The sequence below is a fragment of the Ruegeria sp. CDSB029 genome (genome assembly GCF_059611125.1).
Map to the genome: position 1 here is coordinate 186,974 of NZ_JBXWOX010000006.1, position 20,516 is coordinate 207,489.

Sequence of the window (20,516 nt, forward strand, 5' to 3'; positions counted from 1 at the left end):
AGCGTCCTGAGGGTGATCATTTTGCGCGCCTTATAGGGCGGTCCGCCGGGGTTGTCACCCGACAGTGTTTACGCTGCGACGGTTGGTCTGAAATCGAGGTTGGTCAGAACGGGGCGCGGGTCAGGGTGTACCCGGCCTGTTGTAATTGGTTCAGCAGCCCGTAGTCGCCCCCAAGATGCCCGGCACCGACCGCGATCACGACGTTTTGGTCCTGAATGTTCAGAATTTTCTGCATCCAGTTGCTGTTGCGCTCGACCAGGAGTTTTTGCTCGAAATCACTCCATTCCTCGTCGAATACTTCGGGCGACAGGCCCGAGTCTTCCAATCCCTGAAGACGGGCGAGCTGGATGATTTCGACATGTTTCTCTTCCAGGTAGGCGTTGGCCATCGTCGCCAGTTGATCCTCGCTACCGCCCATGGCACCGGCCATCCGCACAAGGGACTGAACCTGCTTTTCGATGGGGTGGCTGTCGAACATACTCATAAGATCGGCAATCTGTTCTAGCGAGCGTTTGGGGATACCCAACTCGTCAGCCAACTGGTCCAGACGGGCGTCCATCCCGTGGTTCGCACTGGGGTCCTGCATCATACATGGAGGGACGCCCAGCATCATGCTCAGAAACCAGGGCCGCATTTTGGCTGCCATCCAGCCGGGGATACCGCGTTCGGACAGCCCGATCGACAGGGCGGACCAGTCTTCCTCGGACATCAGATCAATCAGACTGGGTCCCGAGGTGATCATCACCGGGCTCATGTCCTTGGCCAGGTCTTTTTCGAACGCGTCCATTTCTTCCCGCGTGACCTCGAAATAAAACGCGTCCGCATCGCCGAGGGTCGGCGTTAGCCGTTCGACCACTGCGTCCATACGTGCGTCATTGGCATGCAACGTACCAACAAGGTGCAGGATCGTGTCACCCTTGGACGCGATCCAGTGATTGCCCTCGGCAAACGGGATATCGGCCACTGTCTGTTGCAGTTCGGACTTTACCGCGGGGCTAAGTCCCGGCCTCAGATCATTCCCTTCGCATGCGGCCTGTACGGCGGCGGGCAGGAATAGGAACAGCAGAGGTGCAAACAAGCGCATAAGGATCATCTCGGAATCTTCAGTGTGACCGCGACATTGCCTTTGCGCAGCAATGTATTCAAGCCAGATGCAGGTGATGGCTGGCGTTCGCGGCAAATTTGCATAGCATGGCGGAATGGACCGTGAGCAGGATCTATACCCGCCGATCAAGGCGCTGTTCGAGCGTCAGGGCTATACCGTCAAAGGCGAAGTCGGCGCTGCCGATATCGTCGCTGTTCGGGATGGCGATGAGCCGGTGATTGTTGAGCTGAAGCTGCGGTTCTCATTGGCGCTGTTTCATCAGGCAATCACGCGGTTAAGGGTGACTGACCAGGTCTATATCGGTGTGTGCAAACCCAAGGGGCGAACCGCGCGGCGTGCGTTAAAGGACAATTTGGCGCTGTGCCGCAGGCTTGGTCTGGGTCTGATCACCGTACGTGCTGACGGTGCGGTCGAGGTGCAATGTGACCCTGGCCCGTATGCACCGCGAAAAAACAAAGCAAAAGCGGCTCGTCTTTTGCGTGAATTTGACCGGCTTGAAGGTGATCCCAATGCAGGAGGGGCCACCCGGCACGGGATCGTGACGGCCTATCGTCAGGACGCGCTGAAATGTGCAGCCCATCTGGCCGAATGCGGAGCGACAAAGGGGGCGGAAGTTGCCCAATCCACCGGCGTCGCCGAGGCCACGCGCCTGATGCGGGATAATCACTACGGGTGGTTCGAAAAGGTCGATAAGGGGGTCTATGCGCTGTCGACCACAGGAGCCGAAGGGTTGAAACACTGGGCCTATAGCTGGGAAGAGACCGGCTGAGCCTCGCAACTAAAAAATCCATCACAGCTTGTTGACTCGGGGTTTCCGACCCCCTAGCTATGCGTCGTTATCACTCTCTACCCTTGAGTGCTAACGCCTCGCCAGCCGGCGAGGGGAGGATAATAAACTTTGAGCCCAAGGAGCTGCAAAGATGGCATTGAAACCGCTTCATGACCGCGTGCTGGTTCGTCGTACCGAAAGCGATGAAAAAACCGCAGGCGGGTTGATCATTCCCGAAAGCGCAAAAGAAAAGCCCAGCGAAGGCGAAGTCGTTTCGACCGGTGAAGGCGCGCGCAAGGACAGCGGCGAACTGATCGCAATGGCTGTAAAAGCTGGCGACAAGATCCTGTTCGGCAAGTGGTCGGGCACCGAGGTCAACGTCGGCGGCGAAGAGCTGCTGATGATGAAAGAAAGCGACATCATGGGGATCATCGAGTAAGCGCCCACGCTTCTCTGATCTTCATTTCCAACATTTTTCTCAAGGAGAAACAACATGGCTGCTAAGGACGTCAAGTTCGACACCGATGCCCGCAACCGCATGCTGTCAGGTGTGAACATCCTGGCCGATGCTGTCAAAGTGACCCTGGGCCCCAAAGGCCGCAACGTGGTTCTGGACAAATCCTTCGGCGCACCGCGCATCACCAAAGACGGTGTATCGGTTGCCAAGGAAATCGAACTGGAAGACAAGTTCGAAAACATGGGCGCGCAGATGGTGAAAGAAGTCGCCAGCCGCACCAATGACGAAGCCGGCGACGGCACCACCACCGCAACCGTTCTGGCACAGGCAATCGTTCGCGAAGGTCTTAAGCAGGTTGCAGCGGGCCTGAACCCGATGGACCTGAAGCGCGGCATCGACCTGGCAACTGCCAAAGTCGTTGAAGGCATCAAAGAGATGGCGCGTGAAGTCAAAGACTCGGCAGAAGTCGCTCAGGTTGGCACCATCTCGGCCAACGGCGAAGCCGAAATCGGTCAGCAAATCGCAGACGCGATGCAGAAGGTTGGCAACGAAGGCGTTATCACCGTCGAAGAAAACAAAGGTCTGGAAACCGAGACCGATGTTGTCGAAGGTATGCAGTTCGACCGTGGCTACCTGTCGCCTTACTTCGTCACCAATGCTGACAAGATGATCGCAGATCTCGACGACTGCATGATCCTGCTGCACGAAAAGAAACTGTCCTCGCTGCAGCCGATGGTTCCGCTGCTCGAGCAGGTGATCCAGTCGCAAAAGCCGCTGTTGATCATTGCTGAAGACGTTGAAGGCGAAGCGCTGGCAACTCTGGTTGTCAACAAACTGCGCGGCGGCCTGAAAATTGCTGCTGTCAAAGCACCTGGCTTCGGCGATCGCCGCAAAGCCATGCTGCAGGACATCGCAATCCTGACCGGCGGTCAGGTCATCAGTGAAGATCTGGGCATGAAGCTCGAGTCCGTCACCATGGATATGCTGGGCACCGCCAAGAAAATCGAAATCACCAAAGACGAAACCACCATCGTTGACGGTGCTGGCGAGAAAGCCGAGATCGAAGCACGTGTTGCTCAGATCCGCACTCAGATCGAAGAAACTTCGTCGGACTACGACCGTGAGAAGCTGCAAGAGCGCGTTGCCAAACTGGCAGGCGGTGTTGCTGTTATCCGCGTAGGTGGCATGACCGAAGTTGAAGTGAAAGAGCGTAAGGATCGTGTTGACGATGCTCTGAACGCAACGCGCGCAGCCGTTCAGGAAGGCGTTGTTGTGGGCGGTGGCGTTTCGCTGGTTCAGGCAGGTAAAGCACTGGACACTCTGAAAGGCGCAAACGCTGATCAGGACGCAGGCATCAATATCGTGCGTAAAGCCATCGAAGCGCCGCTGCGCCAGATTGCTGAGAACGCGGGCGTCGACGGCGCAGTTGTTGCAGGCAAAGTTCGCGAATCTTCGGAAGCGGCCTTTGGTTTCAACGCTCAGACCGAAGAGTATGGCGACATGTTCTCGTTCGGCGTTATCGATCCGGCCAAAGTTGTCCGCACTGCGCTGGAAGATGCAGCATCGGTTGCTGGCCTGCTGGTCACCACCGAAGCAATGGTTGCTGACAAGCCTGCCAAAGACGGCGCGCCTGCTGGCGGCGGCATGCCCGACATGGGCGGCATGGGCGGCATGATGTAAGACGTCGAATTCGCCTCGGCGAATTCTGACGGTCCCGACAGGCGCTTGGCTGTAAGGCCAAGCTGCCGAGAGGGAAGCCTTAGTATCTAGGGACGGGGTCGCCTTCGGGCGGCCCCGTTTCGTTTTGCGGACCATCCCGCAGGAATGTGAGTGTGCAAAACGCGCCGAAACCGGCTATGCGGTTGATATGAAACTGTTCCTACTCACGTGCCTGACGATGTGCGCCTTTGCGTCCAACTCGATACTTAATCGGCTAGCGATTGATAGTGGCGCCAGCGATCCCGCTGCCTTTGCCGTGGTGCGGGTTTTAGCCGGTGCAGTGGTGCTGGCCGGGTTGGTTCTTCTGAGGGCTGGCCATTTGCCCCTGTTTGACCGGCGCAGGATTGCCGGGGCAGGGTCGTTGTCCCTGTACATGATCGGATTCTCTGTCGCCTATCTGACGCTGGACGCGGGTCTTGGCGCGCTGATCCTGTTCGGGGTGGTGCAGGTGACGATGTTCACTGTGACATCAGTGAAAGGCACTCTGCCCACTGGTCGGCAGATCGCGGGCGCCGCAATCGCGTTGCTGGGGTTGGGCTACGTGCTTTGGCCGTCCGGATCGATACAGGTCAACCCGGTCGGAGCAGCTCTGATGATTGCTGCCGGGATCGGCTGGGCGATCTATTCGCTGGTTGGCAAGTCCGAACCGGATGCCTTATCCGGCACTGCTGCAAATTTCGTCGTGGCATTGCCAGTGACAACGCTGGCTTTATTGGCGACAGGAGGGGCGTGGCACATGACTGCTAACGGATACTTGCTGGCCGCGTTGGCCGGTGCGGTCACATCAGGGATGGGGTATGCGCTGTGGTATCAGGTTCTGCGGGAATTGACGCCCACAACGGCGGCCGTCGTGCAACTCAGCGTTCCGATTATAGCCATTATTGGCGGTGTCCTCCTGCTGGGCGAGGCCGCCAGCCTGCGCCTGATCATGGGGGCCGGGCTGGTATTGGGCGGAATTGCACTGGCCGTTCTGCGCAGGACGCCGCGGTAGGGGTTTATTCGCTGGACGTTAGGCCTTATCTGGCGGCTATGCGTTATTTGCTTGCCCTCTTTCTGTTCTTTGTGCCTGCCATTGTGCAGGCAAAATGCGTGGTCCTGCTGCATGGGTTGGCACGGACCGAAGCGTCTTTTACCGTCATGGAACAGTTGTTCAAAACGCATGATTATACCGTCGTGCGCCCGGGGTATTCCTCTACCGACCTGCCAATTCCCGATCTGGCTGCACAGACGCTGCCGGGTGCATTTGCGGAATGCAGCGACGACAAAGTCAATGTTGTCGCGCATTCGATGGGCGGTATTCTGTTGCGCTATTGGCTGCAGGACAATCATCCGGAAAACCTGGGTCGCGTAGTCATGCTCGGCCCGCCCAATCAGGGCAGCCAGCTGGTGGACGAACTTAGCGCGTATGAGGTGTTCGGGATGTTGAATGGCCCGGCCGGTCTGGCGCTGGGCACGGGCCCCGAAGGTATCCCACGACGACTGCCCCCCGTGGATTTCGAACTTGGTGTGATCGCCGGGGAGAATTCGTTGAACCCACTGTTTTCTTCGATGATCGATGGCTCGGATGACGGGAAAGTTTCGGTTGAAACGACCAAGGTCGAAGGGATGGCGGATCATATCGTCCTACCGGTGACTCACACGTTCATGATGAACAATCCACGCGTGATGGCGCAAGCGCTGCATTTCATCGAGTTCGGTCAGTTTGATCCGCAGATCACATGGCTGGATGGGGTGATGGAAATCATCGATGAAATCTGCATTGGGCAGGATTGCTCGGAACCGGACTCGGAGCGCTCTGAATGACCGCACTTTCTCTGACTTTGTCCGGCGCAAAGGTTCTGTTGCCGGATCAGGGCATGACTCGTGCCGATCTGTCCATTTCTGAAGGGGCCGTGCAACGGGACCGGGCGGGACGGACAATCGACCTGTCTGGATATTTGGTGATGCCCGGCATCATCGACCTGCACGGCGACGGGTTCGAGCGTCACATCGCACCGCGACGAGGGGCGATGAAGCAGATGGACGAGGGCATCCTGTCGGTCGAGGCTGAACTGGCCGCCAACGGGATCACGACGGCGGTCCTGGCCCAGTTCCTGAGTTGGGAGGGCGGCGTACGCGGCCCTGAATTCGCTGGCCAAGTGTTTGATGCTATCGCGTCGGTCAAAGATCGCGTCGTGACCGATCTGCTGCCTCAGTTACGGTTCGAAACGCACATGCTGGCGGAATATCCCAACCTGCCTGAACGCATCACCGATTGGCAGGTGCCCTATGTCGTGTTCAACGACCACTTGCCGCATGACCGGTTGGCCGAGGGGCGCAAGCCGCCACGTTTGACGGGGCAGGCGCTTAAGGCAGGGCGCAATCCGGACGCACATTTTGAGATGCTGCTGTCCATGCATGCCCGCCGGGATGATGTGCCCGCTGCCTTGGACACGCTCTGTACAGCGCTGGCCGAGCAGGGTGTCCGTATGGGCAGTCATGACGACGCATCCGCCCAAACCCGCGCCGATTGGCGGGCGCGGGGGGCGCAGATCGCGGAATTCCCAGAAACGCTAGAGGCAGCCGAGGCTGCACGGGCTGCTGGGGATCACGTTATTCTCGGATCACCCAACGTGGTGCGTGGCGGATCGCACAAGGGCAACGTCAGCGCGTTGGATCTGATCACGATGGGGCTGTGTGATGCGCTCGCCTCGGATTACCATTACCCCAGTCCCAGGCGCGCGGCTTTGATGCTGGCCAAATCCGGTCTGTTGGATCTGGCCGGAGCCTGGGCGTTGGTCTCTTCCGGTCCGGCACGGGTTCTTGGGTTGCAGGACCGGGGCACGCTCGCCCCGGGTCAACGCGCAGACCTAGTGATCCTTGATGCTCGGTCCCACCGCGTCGCCGCCACGCTGGCTGGCGGGCGGGTGAGTTTCATGTCCGGCGATATCGCCGCAAGGTTCGTGGGCTGAGTTACCGCGTAATGCGGTTAAAATGCGCCATCTTGCGGCCCGGTTTGACTTCAGCCTTGCCATAGAGATGAAGCGCAACGTCGCGTTCCCGCGCCAATTCCGGCACGCGGTCCATATCGTCGCCTATCAGGTTCTCCATAACCACGTCTGAATGGCGTTGACCGTCGCCCAACGGCCAACCGGCTGCGGCGCGAAGATGCTGCTCGAACTGATCCACCGCGCAGCCGTTCTGAGTCCAGTGACCCGAGTTATGTACCCGAGGCGCAACCTCATTCACGATCAACCCTTGCGGTGTGACGAACAGTTCGACACCCATGACACCGACGTAATCCAGCGCGTTCAAGATGTTGGCGGCCAGAAGAACAGCATCGGTTCGCTGCGCCGGGGCAAGACGGGCAGGGACCGTCGTTGTATGCAGGATGCCGTCGCGGTGTACGTTCTCGCCGGGGTCGAAACAGGCCACCTGACCGTCGATACCGCGGGCGGCGATGACCGATACCTCGTGGCTGAAATTGACGAACCCTTCGAGGATTGCGGGCGCACCTGCCATATCGGCCAGTGCGGCCTCGGCATCCTCGGGACCGCGCAACCGCGCCTGTCCCTTGCCGTCATAGCCGAAACGACGTGTTTTTAGGATGGCTGGCGTGCCAATCTGGTCAATCGCTGCCTTTAGGCTGTCCAGATCAGTGATGTCGGCGAATGGCGCTGTTTTCAAACCCAACCCGGCAAGGAAAGTCTTTTCGGTCAGTCGATCCTGACTGACCCGCAGCGCCTCGCGCCCCGGATGGATAGGGCAATGAGATTCCAGCAGGTCCAGCGCTTCGGTCGGGATGTTTTCGAATTCATAGGTGATGACATCAACCGACTCGGCAAACGCTTTGAGCGCCGCAGCGTCATCATAGGCTGCAGTGGTCACACGATGCGCCACCTGACCGGCGGGTGGGTTGGTGCCCGGCTCAAAGATGTGGGTTACAAAGCCCAACCGGGCCGCCGCGACGGACAACATCCGGCCCAATTGGCCACCGCCCAGAATTCCAATCCGCGCCCCCGGAGCAAGCATGTCCGTCATCAGTCTGTCTCCAACCTTTTTCCAATCGCCTGCAGGGCCGAGCGTAACGCATCATGTGCGTTGCCCGCATGCAAGGCCTGCGTCATTTGCAGGCTGAGTGTTCCATCAGTTGCCAGCGCGTCCCGTTCTTCGGCCAAACGCCCGGCTTGCCCGGTTTGCATCGTGTGCAGAAACCCGGACAGCAGCTGTGTCGTATAAAACTCTGAGGCATCCGCGTCGCCCGTTTGCTCGGCCAGCCACTCGGCACCCGTTGCCAACACGTCCAGAAGGCCCGGGACCATGGCGCAGACGGCAAAATGTGCATTAAGCGCGGCTTCGTTGGATACTTTGACGACCGGGTTCTCGGGCTCGAACAGTTCAGCCAGCAAGGTGTCGTTGCCGAACGCTGCAAGCGGGCATCCACCTTGTTGAAGAAACCCTAATGGGATTGTTTGTACAAAGTCAGATGCGGGCGCGCACAGCGCAGCAAGCTGATCCGCCGATACCGCCGCCATCACCGACACGATCTGCTGATCCGAGCGAAAGTTTAGCTGTTCCAAAACTTCCGGGGCGATTTGGGGGCGCAGGCAAAGAAAAACGATATCTGATGCGTCAAGAACCGCTTGTGGGTTCGCGACCACGACATCCAGTTCAGCTTTCAGTTCGGCGGACACTGTGGCGTTGCGCTCAGTCACAGCAATCTCGTGCCCTTTGGCCACAAGAAAACGCGCAATGGGGGCTGCAATATGTCCGGTTCCGATGAAGCCGATACGGCTCATCCCTGCGGTTCCTTGGGGATCGAGGCCGAAAGGGCCGCGCGCCATGCATCCAGACGATCAGCCAGCGCTGGGTCTTGCAGGGCAAGGATACCGGCCGCCATCAATCCGGCATTGGCCCCACCGGCCGATCCGATGGCCATCGTCGCCACCGGGAAACCTTTAGGCATCTGCACAATAGAATACAGCGAATCGACGCCGGACAGGGCCCGTGTTTGCACCGGCACACCGATCACCGGCACGCGCGTCTTTGAGGCCATCATCCCGGGCAGATGTGCAGCACCACCTGCGCCCGCGATGATCACATCCAAGCCGCGCTGAACAGCGGTTTTGCCATAGTCCCAAAGGCGATCAGGGGTGCGGTGGGCCGAAACGATGCGTTTTTCATACGCAATGCCCAGTTCATCCAGAATATCTGCGGCTTCTTTCATCGTGGGCCAGTCCGACTGGCTGCCCATGATGATCCCCACTTTCACATCGCTCATCCGCTTGTCGCCCCTGCCTGTCGAAAGAGCGCGCACTATAGCCAAATCGGCCTATCTGGCAATGCGGTACAGGGCCTTCAGGCGATGATATCCGGGGTCAGACGATCCTCTATCAGGCGAATGATGTCCTTAAGGCGCAGTTTCTGCTTTTTCAGCCGCTTGATCGTTAACTGGTCCGACGTCCCCGTGGCTTGCAGCGCTTCGATCGCCTCGTCCAGATCGCGGTGCTGGCGGCGAAAGACCTCCAGTTCGACCCGAAGAACTTCATCTGTCTTCATTGAAATGTCAGTGGGCGCGTTCATGGGCGACTCGGTTGTTGTTGTGGTGCTTTCCACACAAGATAGTGTGTCAGGGTTTATCCGGCCAGACCTTGTGGACATCCCTGCATATTCCCATATTCTATCATACGCGGTTGCCAAAACGGGACCGCACTACACGTCGCTTTGGCAATAAAGGACGAAAATACGTGTCGAAACTTACTCTTGGCTCATACCCGCATCTTTTGGGGTTCGAGCAATTGGAACGCCTTCTGGAACGGTCTGCAAAGGCCGGAAACGAAGGATACCCGCCCTATAACATCGAACAGACCTCGGATTTTTCCTATCGCATTACGCTGGCCGTGGCCGGTTTTGCGGAACAGGACCTGTCGATTACCATCGAGGATCGCCAGCTGGTGATCCGGGGCCGTCAACGCGACGATAGCGAGGGGCGCATCTTTCTGCATCGCGGCATCGCGGCGCGTCAGTTTCAGCGCATGTTTGTGCTGGCCGATGGTGTTGAGGTGGGCGAAGCGATCATTGAGAACGGTCTGCTGCATGTGGACCTGACCCGCGCCGTGCCGGAAACCGTGGTTCAGACAATCAATATTCGGAAGGGGTAAGAGCAATGAATACACCGATTGAAATCAACACCGAAGGCGATCGGATCGTTTATGTGAAAGCTGTCGATGTAGCTGACCTGCCGCGCGAAGTGCGCGAACAGGCCGGTGATCTGGATCAGCTTTACGCTGTTCACGACTCCGACGGCCAGCAACTGGCGCTGGTTGCAGACCGCAAGCTAGCCTTTGTTCTGGCGCGCGAACATGACTTCTCGCCGGTGGCCGTTCACTGAAACGGCCCCGCAGAAGGTGATTTTCCCGTGACATCCGCCGCCCCACGGGTGAGATATGCGAACCAATACAGGTTCGCAGGGCGGAGGCACCATACATGAGCTGGTTTGATTTCGACTGGGTGGACGCATTCAGCGACCGTGCCTTTGGCGGCAATGGATGCGCCGTGGTCCATGGTGGGGCCGTCCTGCCCGAAGATGTCTGTACCGCTTACGTGCGCGAAACGTCCTTGGTCGAATGTACCTTTACCGGGCCGTCTGACGTGGCCGACGTCCGAGTGCGCTATTTTCTAGCCAGCCGTGAGATCCCCTTTGCGGGGCATCCCACAATAGCCACTGTGGCGGCGATGCGGTCGCGTGGGCTGTTTCAGGGGGATGCGCTGACACTGGACACCGGGGCAGGGATCGTTTTAATCCAACTCAACGGTGACGAGATTGAAATGACGCAGGTTGCCCCGCAATTCGGTGCGATCGTTCCTGCCGACCTGGTTGCCGCTGCCATCAGCCTACCGGAAAGCGCGATCATCTCGCCACCTCAGATGGTATCCACAGGGTTGCCGTTTTGCGTCACTGTGCTGCGCGACCTCGAAGCGCTACGTGCCGCAAAGCTGGCACAAGAACCGCTGCGCAAGGTGATGGAGGCCGGAGGGTATTCCGGATCGGATATGGCCGAGCCATTTATTGTGACGCTGGAGGGCGCGAGCGAGGCGGGCGACACGTTCTCACGCCTTTTGATGTTGCCGCCCAGCCCGCCCGAGGATCCGTTCACCGGCTCCGCAACCGGGGCGATGGCAGCTTATCTCTGGAAATATGGCCTGATGCCCAAGGACACGTTTACGGCAGAACAGGGCCACGACTTGGGCCGCCCCGGCCAAGCGACCGTTACACGCGTTGGACCTGCCGATGCGATGACCGGTATCAAGGTGGCGGGCCGTGGCTATATTCTGATGCGTGGTCAGGTCAATTTGCCCGGGCAACTGTAATGACTGAACCCGCGATCGCCATCCTTCCTTATGGGCATCGGTTGGGTCCGAAACTGGCTTCGGTTCCATTGTCCGATCTGATCTGGCCCGAAGGGTGCCCCGAGCGCCTGATGGGCAAAACGGTTGGCGATCTTGAGCGTACCGATCACCTGATCATGTACCCTAATTCAACCGTCCATCTGCGCCTGCGCCGAGGGACCCGCGCCCGGATTTCCCTGATGATGGGTGAGCCGTCGGCAATTCACGCCAAGCACGACAAGATGCTGCGCTACACGTGGCGGCGTTTCTTTCGCGTGATGACGTTCCACGACGTGTTGCTGCAGAACCTTCCGAACGCTGTGTTTCTGCCCTACGGCGTGACGATGGTGCCGGATTGGCGAGACCTCAACGTAGAGAAAACGAAATCCTGCTCGCTCATCGCCTCAGCCAAACGCGATCTGGAAGGGCACCAACTTCGCCATTCGGTGATTGACTGGGTGCGGGAAACGGGCGCTGACGTTGATATCATGGGGCGGGGATACACGCCGTTTGATCGCAAATCAGACGGGCTGGCTCCGTATCGCTATTCCGTTGTGATCGAGAATGTGCGCGAGAAGAACTATTTTTCGGAAAAGCTGACGGATGCGGTCCTGTGTTCAACGGTCCCGATCTATTGGGGGTGCCCGAATATCGGGGACTTCATGGACACAGCCGGTATGATCCTCTGTGAGTCCGAGGCCGACATTCAGCGCGCAATCAACAGCCTGTCCGCTGACGACTATGCCGAACGCCTGCCGCATCTGAAAGCTGCACAAAGCAAGGCGGCAGAGTTCGGTGACTTTGAAGGCCGAGCGGTGCGAACCCTGCGGGAACAGATAAACGCGGCCTAGTCGTCCAATGGCCGCGGGGCCAGCCATCCCACCGGCAAGATCGGATTCGCCAGCGCGTTGATCCCATGTCGAAGGCAAAGGCGCTGCAGATATGATCCGCTGACCGGCAGCCCGGCGGTTTTGGCTGCCATGAATTTTTTCTGATGTCCGTAGATGTGAACTGAATGCACCTTATCCCGTTCGATCTCGGCCGTGGAAATGCGCGGATCGTGCAGTTTCCATAGCTGTTCCTTGTCCAAAGGATAGAACACATCCGGCTGCATCGCGTGGCTGTCCTCGCCGGTCTGGCGCAGAAAATACTCCAACGCCTTGGGGCCGGAGCTGCCCCAGGGAAGTGCTTCGATGCCCCAGGTCTCTCCGTTTCGGATGCGCCTGCGATTGTGTCGAAACAGCCGACCGCCACGCCAGGGCTGGGTCGGGTTGGCAGAGATCACGAAATCAATCCATAGCGCCAGCGTCTCTGAGTCTGGTGGCAGACGCAGAACACCATTGGGAAAAGTGCCTGATTGCGTCGACCCGAAAACGTAAGTCGAAGAAAAGTCGAATGGCTTGACGCAGTAGGCATCCAGATCGACCCAAATGAACGGGGTTTTCTGCATCAACCGCAGCCGGAAAATGTCGGAAAACACTGCGACCCCTAACCGGTCTTCCGGTCGGAAATCAAACGGCGCGGGCCAAAGGATATCAGAAGCGGGCCGTACTTCGGCGCCCCTGGGCACGCCTTGGATGTCATGCACGGTATACAGGATAAACCGGTGACCGTTATCCAGATAGGATTGAATGCACAGCGCCTCGAGCCAGCTCAGGTCTGAACCGAACCAGAAACTGGCAATTGCAGGCAGGTTGCGGGTCATGGGCACTTTGCGTTTTGGTTAGGGTCTGCATTTGCACCAAGGCAGCGTGCGCTTGCCAATCCAACACAAAAAGCGGCCACTGCTGGCCGCTTTGCTTGTTTGTTGTAGCAATTAGGATGCTGCAATCAGCCCCATACTTTCCAGTTTCAGAAGAACCTGATGGGCGCAGTTGTCGACCTCGACATTTTCGGTCTCGACGCTCAGTTCGGGGTCCGCGGGAACGTCATACGGGTCCGATATTCCAGTGAACTCTTTGATCTTGCCTTCGCGGGCCAGCTTGTACAGTCCCTTGCGGTCGCGGCGTTCGCATTCCTCAATGGTGGTGGCCACGTGAACCTCGCAGAAGGCGCCGAATTGCTCGATCTCTTCCCGGACCGCACGGCGGGTCGTGGCATAGGGCGCGATCGGCGCGCAGATTGCGATGCCGCCGTTCTTGGTGATCTCGCTGGCCACATAGCCGATGCGACGGATGTTCAGGTCGCGGTGTTCCTTCGAAAAGCCCAGTTCGGACGACAGGTTTTTCCGAACGATGTCACCATCCAGCAAAGTAACCGGGCGGCCGCCCATCTCCATCAGTTTGACCATAAGCGCGTTGGCGATGGTGGATTTGCCCGAGCCCGAAAAGCCGGTGAAGAACACAGTAAAGCCCTGCTGGCTGCGCGGTGGGCGGGTCTTGCGCAATTCGGCGACAACCTCGGGAAAGCTGAACCATTCCGGGATCTCCAGACCTTCGGCCAGACGACGGCGTAACTCGGTGCCCGATATATTCAGGATAGTGACATTGTCCTTATCCAAAATCTCATCGTTCGGCTCGTATTGCGCGCGTTCCTGCACAAAAACCATGTGCTTGAAGTCGACCATTTCGACGCCGATCTCATCCTGGTACTTGCGGAACAGATCCTGCGCATCGTAGGGGCCATAGAAATCTTCGCCCTGACTGTTCTTGCCCGGGCCCGCATGGTCGCGACCCACGATGAAATGCGTGCAGCCGTGGTTTGCACGGATTAGCCCGTGCCAGACAGCTTCGCGCGGGCCGGCCATGCGCATTGCCAGGTTCAACAACGACATCGATGTGGTCGAGGCCGGGTATTTGTCCAGCACTGCCTCATAGCAGCGCACGCGGGTGAAGTGATCGACGTCGCCAGGTTTGGTCATGCCCACGACCGGATGGATCAGCAGGTTGGCCTGCGCCTCTTTCGCGGCGCGAAAGGTCAGTTCCTGGTGCGCGCGGTGCAGAGGGTTGCGGGTCTGGAACGCCACGATACGCCGCCAGCCGACTTTGCGGAAATAGGCGCGCAACTCGTTCGGAGTGTCGCGGCGCGCGCGAAAGTCATAGTGGACGGGCTGCTGAATGCCGACCACGGGTCCGCCCAGATACACTTTACCCGCCACGTTGTGCAGGTAATTCACCGCCGGGTGCGCCTCGTCATCGGCACCAAAGACTTTCTCGGCCTCGCGGGCTTTGTCCGGTGTCCAACGGTCGGTGACGGTCATGGTGCCGAGAATGACGCCTTCCTGATCGCGCAGCGCGATGTCCTGGCCCAATTCGACTTTGTCGGCAAACGCCTCGTCTACGTCCAGAGTAATGGGCATCGGCCAAAGGGTACCATCGGTCAGCCGCATGTTCTCAACGACATTGTCGTAGTCCGCCTGGCTCAGGAAGCCTTTGAGAGGGTTGAACCCGCCGTTCATCAGCAATTCCAGATCGCAGATTTGGCGCGGGCTCAGGTCCCAGCTGGTCAGATCGGCGGCTTCCACCTTCAGTTTCTGTGCTGAATCGTAGGACACGAACAATTCGGGGATTGGGGCCAGGTTACTTAACATCGTCATGGGAATACTCTTGTAAAAGTGCTGCTTTGCCGTTGATTACGGGGCGTTTGCCCCGGCTTTTGGGTGAAGTCCATATACCTTGGTGAAACAAAGGACGATATGCGCGGTTTTTCCACGCAATGGAAGGAAATTCCGGTTTGCGTGGCAATCTGCGAATCTGGTTCCCGATGTGGGCAACAATTCCACCCAATTCAGGGCGAGTGTTCTTATGCAGTGACATTGGCGTTCAGATCCGCGGCTTTGAGGACGGGCAGGGCGGGAATCGGTCGCGTCACGCCACGCAGCTCGAATGGGCGAACCTGCCGCATATCGCCGTCATATCCTGACGCCAGCAACAACTCTTCCGAGACCAGAAGTTCGCAGCCCAGGGATTTGGTTTCGGCTTCTAACCGGCTGGCCACATTTACGGTGTCGCCGATGATTGTACGGGCGGCGTGGCCTGCGGCACCGATTTCACCCAGAACAAGGTCCCCTAGATGCAGGCCCATTCCGATGCGGATCCGGGGGCTGCCCTCGGATTCCAGCTGCTGGTTGAAACGCTGCAAGGCAAGGCTGATATCAATGGCCGCTTTCATCCCGGCCCGAGCAGAGCTTTGGGCGTCGTTGGTTTCGAACACGGCCAACAGGCCGTCGCCCATGTATTTGTCGACCACTCCGCCCTCGGCCGTGATCGCGGGGACGATGGCGTCGAAAAAGCGGTTTAGCAGGAAAACGATGTCATAGGGCAGTTGGCCAGCGGTGCGCGAGGTAAAGCCGCGCATGTCCAGAAACAGGACCGCCAATTGCCGTTCCTGACCCTGGCTTGCATGTGCCCGGTGTCGGGCGCCATCTGGACGGAACATGCGAAACGCTGTGATCGGAGCCATCGGTCGGATTTGACATGCCAGCCGGGCACCCGCCGGGGCGCTGACCGCAGCTAGGCTTCGGGCTTCGACCTCACCAGGTTCGGGCAGTTGATCCCCGCCCGCCTCGACAATCACGCGGCAGGTGGTGCAGCGCCCTTTGCCACCGCATAGCGCCGTGTGTGGAATACCGTTGGCTTGGGAAATTTCAAGTAGGGTCATCCCTTTTTCGGCAACGACCTCAGGGCCTTGAGCGTACTTGACGCGCACGGAATGTCGGCGGCGCCACAGCTTGCGGATCGCAAATACCGCCAGGGATGCGCCAAGGGCCACCCAGAACGCCATGAGCGCATTGTCTTTTACGCTGAACAGGTGCTGGAAGTCTTCGGGAGAGGGCCAGTTGTAATGCTCGATATATTGTTCGCGCAAAAACGGGTCTGCAAAATCGGCCCAGATACGGCGCCCTTCCGTCAGCACTCCGGCAAGGGCAAATGTGGGAACAAACACAGCCAGGCCAATCAGATATGGCACCAGTTTGGGCCACCAGCGGGTCAGCCGCAGCCACATGTGCAGTCCGATACAGCCATGTACCCACACCACCAGCAACAACAGGCTTTGCATCCAGACCGCGTAGCTGGGCCACATCAGAACGATGATATAGCCCATTTCATCGTTCACATCGTAGACCGTGTTCGCATAGCGCGTTTGCACGATATGCGAGATCAGCTGCAATGGGATCAACAACCCCAGAACCATCTGCAACCCTGTGCTGAACGGCATGCGCAAAGTCCGGCGCTGGCTGATCGAGTACAGGGCTAACCCCGAGTGAATCAAAAGAGCAGCATAGAGTATTATGCTGCCGACATCGTGACGTGTGATTACATGCCGGGCATCCTGCATGTCATGCAGGTAGTCCGTGTGAAACAGACCAAGGCCGATGTTGATGAAGTGAAAGAACGCAAAGGCGAATAGAACCAGGCCGCTGCCGATCCTCAGCCGGGTTGCCCACCCGCCTTGCCACAGAACAGTTTTCAATCAGATCACCTGCGTTGGTCTCGCCTGAGGCCGAGTCTGATACGCCGCGGCTTAGCGGTCAAGCGCAGGTTGCGGATAGGGCGGCGTCCAATCTGTTGACGGCGTATTCACACGGATCAGCGAAGGAGACGGGTCGAACAGGACAATGTGGCTGAGTTCGGGGCGCGAGCGTGAGCTATATAGCAACCCGTCAGCGCCTGCGTCACGCGCGCGGTCCGAGAACCGCCATGTCGGCGAGGTGCCCCATTTGGCGTGAATATCCTGCCATATGACGGATGCATCAGACTGGCCCCGTAGGTCGAGCAGCTTTGCGTCTGTCACGTTTGCCTGCACCAACACCCTTGGTGGATCGCCTGCCGTGACATATCGCCGAATGGCGATTCCGGCGCCTTCCGCGCTGTGCGAAGCGTAAAGCGCCGATTGTCCCGCGTAATGAAAACGCCCCTCTGGCGCCCGGGCAGGGGCCAAAGGGGCGTCCAATTGTGACAGAAACAAAATTCTCCAGACCGGGCCAGAGAATTCCAGCATCTGATTAGTCCTGTTCGGCTAGGAAGCGCTCGGCGTCCAGTGCGGCCATGCATCCCATTCCCGCACTGGTGACAGCTTGCCGGTAGATGTGGTCAGTCAGGTCGCCCGCCGCAAATACACCCGGCACCGAGGTCTCGGTCGAACCTGGCTTGGTCACGACATAGCCGCCCATATGGCTTTCCAGCGAGTCCTTGACCAGTTCATTGGCAGGTGCGTGTCCGATCGCGACAAAAACGCCTTTGCAGGGGATTTCGGTAATCTCGCCGGTCTTCACGTTTTTGACCCGCACACCTTCGACGCCCAGCGGGGCATCGGTGCCGGTCACTTCTTCTAACTCGTGGAACCACAGGGGTTCGATTTTTTCATGCTTCAGCAGCCGGTCCTGCAGGATCTTTTCCGCGCGCAGCTCATCCCGTCTGTGTATCAGCGTGACCTTGCTGGCAAAATTGGTCAGGAACAGCGCCTCTTCCACGGCGGTGTTGCCGCCGCCGATTACCACGATTTCCTGCCCGCGATAAAAGAAGCCGTCGCAGGTCGCGCACGCCGAAACGCCAAAGCCCTTATATTTCTCTTCCGACGGCAGCCCCAGCCATTTGGCGCGCGCGCCGGTGGCCAAAATGACAGCATCAGCCGTATAGACTGTGCCGCTGTCGCCTGTTGCGGTGAACGGGCGTTTGCTGACGTCCAGATCGGTGATGATGTCGCCAATGATCTCACAACCCATCGCCTTGGCATGGTCCTGCATACGCACCATCAGGTCAGGGCCTTGAACCTCGGTGTCTCCGGGCCAGTTTTCAACCTCGGTCGTTGTGGTCAGCTGGCCACCCGGCTCAATGCCCTGAACCAGAATCGGCTCTAGCATCGCGCGGCTTGCATAAACGCCGGCCGTGTAACCGGCCGGTCCCGATCCGATGATCAGAACCCTGGTGTGTCGTGTTTCGGCCATAGTACCCCCAACTCGATCTGCCTGATTGGGGCGCGTGGCCCCTGACGGATGGATATAGCGAGCGTCGCGCAGGGCTTAAACCCCCAACCTTTTGACAGGCAGCAATGCATTTGCGGCAAGGCGCCCAAAAAAAGAACATTGAAAATATAGAATATTGCGCAGGTACGAAAGATAATTGCGCATTGGTCGGGTGCTGATATAACAACCGAAAAATTAGGAGCATTTCATGGTCGCGATACGGCTGGATGAGATTGACCGCAAGATTTTGGCAGAATTGCAGGCAGACGGTCGCATGACCAATGTAGAGCTGGCAAAACGCGTAGGTATTTCTGCGCCGCCTTGCCTGCGGCGCGTGCGTACGCTTGAGGATTCCGGGCTTATCCGCGGCTACCATGCCGATGTGAACTCACGCGAGTTGGGGTTCGAGGTTCAGGTCTTTGCCATGGTGGGGCTGGAAAGCCAGGCCGAATCCGAACTGAACGCGTTCGAGGAACGCTGCCGTGAATGGCCGCTGGTCCGGGAATGCCACATGTTGAACGGCGAGGTGGACTTTATCCTGAAATGCGTCGCCCCCGACCTGAGCAGTTTTCAGCAGTTTCTGACGGGTGAGCTGCTGACCACGCCCAATGTAGCCAGCGTAAAAACATCGCTGGTTATTCGCGGCGCCAAGGACGAACCCGGCGTTCCCTTCGACGTTCTGGAAGAACGAATGAACCGGACGGCGTGAACATCATTCGCTTTTGATGCGGTTTTGACGGCGGCAGAAAAGCAGCGACCGTTAATGATAGAACCCAACTAATTATCAGCTGCATAATGCCCCCACATTGCAGTTAGTTTTCGTTGTCACGCAGAAAGCGCATTTATCTCACCGTCTCCTGCGCGTGGTAGAACCAGTGGACCAAAATCGCTCAGCGATTCGATATGCGCAAACAAGTTCAAGTAGATCGATCTGAGCGATTGGCTAACCTGGCGTGCGGCATTGACTCCCGGATGGTATGATTCGAATTGCAGGCCATCGACCTTGATGACCGAATGACGTTTCAGGCAGATGTGAAACAGCTCAATCGGGGTCGGCGGCAATGTTTCGATCACGCTCATACCGTCCTGGAATTCATGGACAGGGGTCAGAATTTCGCCCCCGTCGTGTAAATGGCGCAGATGCGCAGGTGTGCCCAGCAGACGTGCTGCGGGTCCCGCGATTACGCCGGACAGCGGCTTTTGCATTCCAAATGTATCGGCCATGATCCGAGTTAGCGGGCGTGTTCGGCCCCGCGAATCCGCGCGCCCGGGAATCAGGGTCACCGACCCCTTCCACAACACGGTCTGAAGTGCGCCATCCTGTGTCAGAACCATGTCGCCCGGAAGCAGATCTTCGATCGCCAATGGGCCGTTTTCGGTTTCCACCAGGGATCCGCGTGTAAAGGCACAAAAGGCGTCTTCGAACATGGGCAATGCCGGGGCGATGTGGCGCGTTTGCGAAACATCTCCGTTCGGCATCAAGGTACTGACCTCATAGCGCCGCAACTGCGCCTTTGGTCTTGCGTTTGTCTTCGGAATTTCGCGCAGCATGGCCGAAGTTTCGACCGCGTTTCTGGCTGCGCGCGTCAAGGAATGTGGAATTGTCATTTTTATTCCGTCCCTCCTAAAATACCGTTCAGACGGGTAAAGCCCTCCGTACAGGGCAACCTGACCGGCGTATTCTTTGTCTTTAATGAGATAGCGACCTCAGGGCGCACGCCTTTGCGGCGTCGCAACGCGATGAACTTTCGCTTTCCTTTGGTCAACACACTGACCCCCCAGACAAACTCACTAAAACACAGGCGGAAATTACCTGCGCACACACACCCCTGAACCAGGCCGCTGGAAATTTCAGCGGTTGGTCACACACCGGCCCGGAGCACCCCTCCGATGTGCGTCTTGACCCTTGGAACCGGCAGCATGGTTCCTTGGGCTTTTGATCAGCGTTGGCGTGCCAAGCGGCGCGCGACCCTGATCGAAGAACTGGAAACCCGTTTCCACGGCATTTCCGGTGCCTGTTCTCGCGTGGCCGCAACAACGGCACTGAGAAAACGAGATTTAACCTTCATGTTATTATTCCTAGTCGTACCGGGGCAGCTACCCCGGGTTCCTGTGTAGGATCAGTGTGGCGCGTCAATGCGGCACCGATAAGGCTGACTCAGGATTTAAACAGTAAAGTCGAAGGTCGGCAGAT

23 protein-coding genes are annotated in these 20,516 nt (G+C 58.3%); 11 read left to right on the top strand and 12 right to left on the bottom strand.

The features are described 5' to 3' along the window. Window positions 1–103: 103 nt before the first annotated feature. The gene (locus AC2FI8_RS09585; RefSeq protein WP_496778733.1) at window positions 104–1,093 is read right to left on the bottom strand and encodes a TraB/GumN family protein; all 990 of its coding nucleotides are present in this window, start codon (window positions 1,091–1,093) and stop codon (window positions 104–106) included. A gap of 106 nt (window positions 1,094–1,199) precedes the next feature. Between AC2FI8_RS09585 and AC2FI8_RS09590 the strand changes: the two genes are divergently transcribed. The 6 genes from AC2FI8_RS09590 (at window position 1,200) to AC2FI8_RS09615 (ending at window position 7,001) form a co-directional block, all read left to right on the top strand. Continuing rightward, complete coding sequence (locus AC2FI8_RS09590) at window positions 1,200–1,874, top strand: DUF2161 domain-containing phosphodiesterase (RefSeq protein ID WP_496769093.1); 675 nt, start codon at window positions 1,200–1,202, stop codon at window positions 1,872–1,874. Window positions 1,875–2,025: 151 nt separating this feature from the next. Then, window positions 2,026–2,313 (top strand): co-chaperone GroES, encoded by a 288-nt coding sequence (locus AC2FI8_RS09595; protein ID WP_496723992.1) that lies wholly within the window; start codon window positions 2,026–2,028, stop codon window positions 2,311–2,313. Between the two features lie 54 nt (window positions 2,314–2,367). After that, window positions 2,368–4,011: a chaperonin GroEL gene (groL, locus tag AC2FI8_RS09600; RefSeq protein ID WP_496723994.1), complete on the top strand. Its 1,644-nt coding sequence runs from the start codon at window positions 2,368–2,370 to the stop codon at window positions 4,009–4,011. A gap of 187 nt (window positions 4,012–4,198) precedes the next feature. Continuing rightward, complete coding sequence (locus AC2FI8_RS09605) at window positions 4,199–5,041, top strand: DMT family transporter (RefSeq protein WP_496738208.1); 843 nt, start codon at window positions 4,199–4,201, stop codon at window positions 5,039–5,041. 38 nt (window positions 5,042–5,079) lie between these two features. Beyond that, window positions 5,080–5,853: an alpha/beta fold hydrolase gene (locus AC2FI8_RS09610; protein WP_496723998.1), complete on the top strand. Its 774-nt coding sequence runs from the start codon at window positions 5,080–5,082 to the stop codon at window positions 5,851–5,853. After that, window positions 5,850–7,001, top strand: coding sequence for an alpha-D-ribose 1-methylphosphonate 5-triphosphate diphosphatase (locus AC2FI8_RS09615; protein ID WP_496778735.1), 1,152 nt, complete (start codon window positions 5,850–5,852; stop codon window positions 6,999–7,001). Before AC2FI8_RS09610 ends, AC2FI8_RS09615 begins: the two co-directional genes overlap by 4 nt. 1 nt (window position 7,002) lies before the next feature. On the opposite strand, the gene AC2FI8_RS09620 is transcribed toward AC2FI8_RS09615, so the two are convergent. From AC2FI8_RS09620 to AC2FI8_RS09635, 4 genes are all read right to left on the bottom strand, one after another. After that, window positions 7,003–8,070 (bottom strand): 5-(carboxyamino)imidazole ribonucleotide synthase, encoded by a 1,068-nt coding sequence (locus AC2FI8_RS09620; protein ID WP_496778737.1) that lies wholly within the window; start codon window positions 8,068–8,070, stop codon window positions 7,003–7,005. Next, window positions 8,070–8,828 (bottom strand): NAD(P)-binding domain-containing protein, encoded by a 759-nt coding sequence (locus AC2FI8_RS09625; RefSeq protein WP_496778739.1) that lies wholly within the window; start codon window positions 8,826–8,828, stop codon window positions 8,070–8,072. Before AC2FI8_RS09625 ends, AC2FI8_RS09620 begins: the two co-directional genes overlap by 1 nt. Further along, window positions 8,825–9,310 (bottom strand): 5-(carboxyamino)imidazole ribonucleotide mutase, encoded by a 486-nt coding sequence (gene purE / locus AC2FI8_RS09630; RefSeq protein ID WP_058275727.1) that lies wholly within the window; start codon window positions 9,308–9,310, stop codon window positions 8,825–8,827. Before purE ends, AC2FI8_RS09625 begins: the two co-directional genes overlap by 4 nt. Window positions 9,311–9,387: 77 nt before the next feature. Continuing rightward, window positions 9,388–9,612 carry a YdcH family protein gene (locus AC2FI8_RS09635; RefSeq protein ID WP_058275529.1) on the bottom strand — a complete coding sequence of 75 codons (225 nt, stop codon included), beginning with the start codon at window positions 9,610–9,612 and terminating at the stop codon, window positions 9,388–9,390. 164 nt (window positions 9,613–9,776) lie between these two features. Here AC2FI8_RS09635 and AC2FI8_RS09640 point away from each other — a divergent pair, with 164 nt between their 5' ends. From AC2FI8_RS09640 to AC2FI8_RS09655, 4 genes are all read left to right on the top strand, one after another. Beyond that, window positions 9,777–10,190, top strand: coding sequence for an Hsp20 family protein (locus AC2FI8_RS09640; protein ID WP_496778741.1), 414 nt, complete (start codon window positions 9,777–9,779; stop codon window positions 10,188–10,190). A gap of 5 nt (window positions 10,191–10,195) precedes the next feature. Next, a complete protein-coding gene (locus tag AC2FI8_RS09645) occupies window positions 10,196–10,420 on the top strand; it encodes a DUF1150 family protein (protein ID WP_170466716.1) in 225 nt (74 codons plus the stop codon). Between the two features lie 95 nt (window positions 10,421–10,515). Further along, window positions 10,516–11,400, top strand: coding sequence for a PhzF family phenazine biosynthesis protein (locus tag AC2FI8_RS09650; protein ID WP_496778743.1), 885 nt, complete (start codon window positions 10,516–10,518; stop codon window positions 11,398–11,400). Further along, window positions 11,400–12,269 (top strand): hypothetical protein, encoded by an 870-nt coding sequence (locus AC2FI8_RS09655; RefSeq protein WP_496738204.1) that lies wholly within the window; start codon window positions 11,400–11,402, stop codon window positions 12,267–12,269. Before AC2FI8_RS09650 ends, AC2FI8_RS09655 begins: the two co-directional genes overlap by 1 nt. Here AC2FI8_RS09655 and AC2FI8_RS09660 read toward each other — a convergent pair. The 5 genes from AC2FI8_RS09660 to trxB all read right to left on the bottom strand — a co-directional run bounded on the left by AC2FI8_RS09660 (window position 12,266) and on the right by trxB (window position 18,304). Beyond that, window positions 12,266–13,123: a hypothetical protein gene (locus tag AC2FI8_RS09660; RefSeq protein ID WP_496778745.1), complete on the bottom strand. Its 858-nt coding sequence runs from the start codon at window positions 13,121–13,123 to the stop codon at window positions 12,266–12,268. The genes AC2FI8_RS09655 and AC2FI8_RS09660 overlap by 4 nt on opposite strands. Before the next feature lie 111 nt (window positions 13,124–13,234). After that, the gene (locus AC2FI8_RS09665) at window positions 13,235–14,953 is read right to left on the bottom strand and encodes a bifunctional sulfate adenylyltransferase/adenylylsulfate kinase (protein WP_496778747.1); all 1,719 of its coding nucleotides are present in this window, start codon (window positions 14,951–14,953) and stop codon (window positions 13,235–13,237) included. Window positions 14,954–15,159: 206 nt separating this feature from the next. Beyond that, entirely contained in the window at window positions 15,160–16,830 is a 1,671-nt protein-coding gene (locus tag AC2FI8_RS09670; RefSeq protein WP_496778749.1) for an adenylate/guanylate cyclase domain-containing protein, read from the bottom strand. A 51-nt stretch (window positions 16,831–16,881) separates the two neighbouring features. Next, window positions 16,882–17,358, bottom strand: coding sequence for an RES family NAD+ phosphorylase (locus AC2FI8_RS09675; RefSeq protein WP_496738200.1), 477 nt, complete (start codon window positions 17,356–17,358; stop codon window positions 16,882–16,884). A gap of 4 nt (window positions 17,359–17,362) precedes the next feature. Continuing rightward, on the bottom strand, window positions 17,363–18,304 hold the full coding sequence (gene trxB, locus AC2FI8_RS09680; protein ID WP_496738199.1) for a thioredoxin-disulfide reductase: 942 nt from the start codon (window positions 18,302–18,304) through the stop codon (window positions 17,363–17,365). 226 nt (window positions 18,305–18,530) lie between these two features. Here trxB and AC2FI8_RS09685 point away from each other — a divergent pair, with 226 nt between their 5' ends. Beyond that, window positions 18,531–19,031: an Lrp/AsnC family transcriptional regulator gene (locus AC2FI8_RS09685; RefSeq protein ID WP_108859290.1), complete on the top strand. Its 501-nt coding sequence runs from the start codon at window positions 18,531–18,533 to the stop codon at window positions 19,029–19,031. A 116-nt stretch (window positions 19,032–19,147) separates the two neighbouring features. Here the strand turns inward: AC2FI8_RS09685 and AC2FI8_RS09690 are convergent, their stop codons facing one another. Together AC2FI8_RS09690 and AC2FI8_RS09695 are read right to left on the bottom strand one after the other, a co-directional pair. Continuing rightward, window positions 19,148–19,930, bottom strand: a complete 783-nt coding sequence (locus AC2FI8_RS09690) for a Hint domain-containing protein (protein ID WP_496778751.1) — start codon at window positions 19,928–19,930, stop codon at window positions 19,148–19,150. A gap of 332 nt (window positions 19,931–20,262) precedes the next feature. After that, the gene (locus AC2FI8_RS09695; RefSeq protein WP_496738197.1) at window positions 20,263–20,391 is read right to left on the bottom strand and encodes a hypothetical protein; all 129 of its coding nucleotides are present in this window, start codon (window positions 20,389–20,391) and stop codon (window positions 20,263–20,265) included. Window positions 20,392–20,516 lie beyond the last annotated feature (125 nt).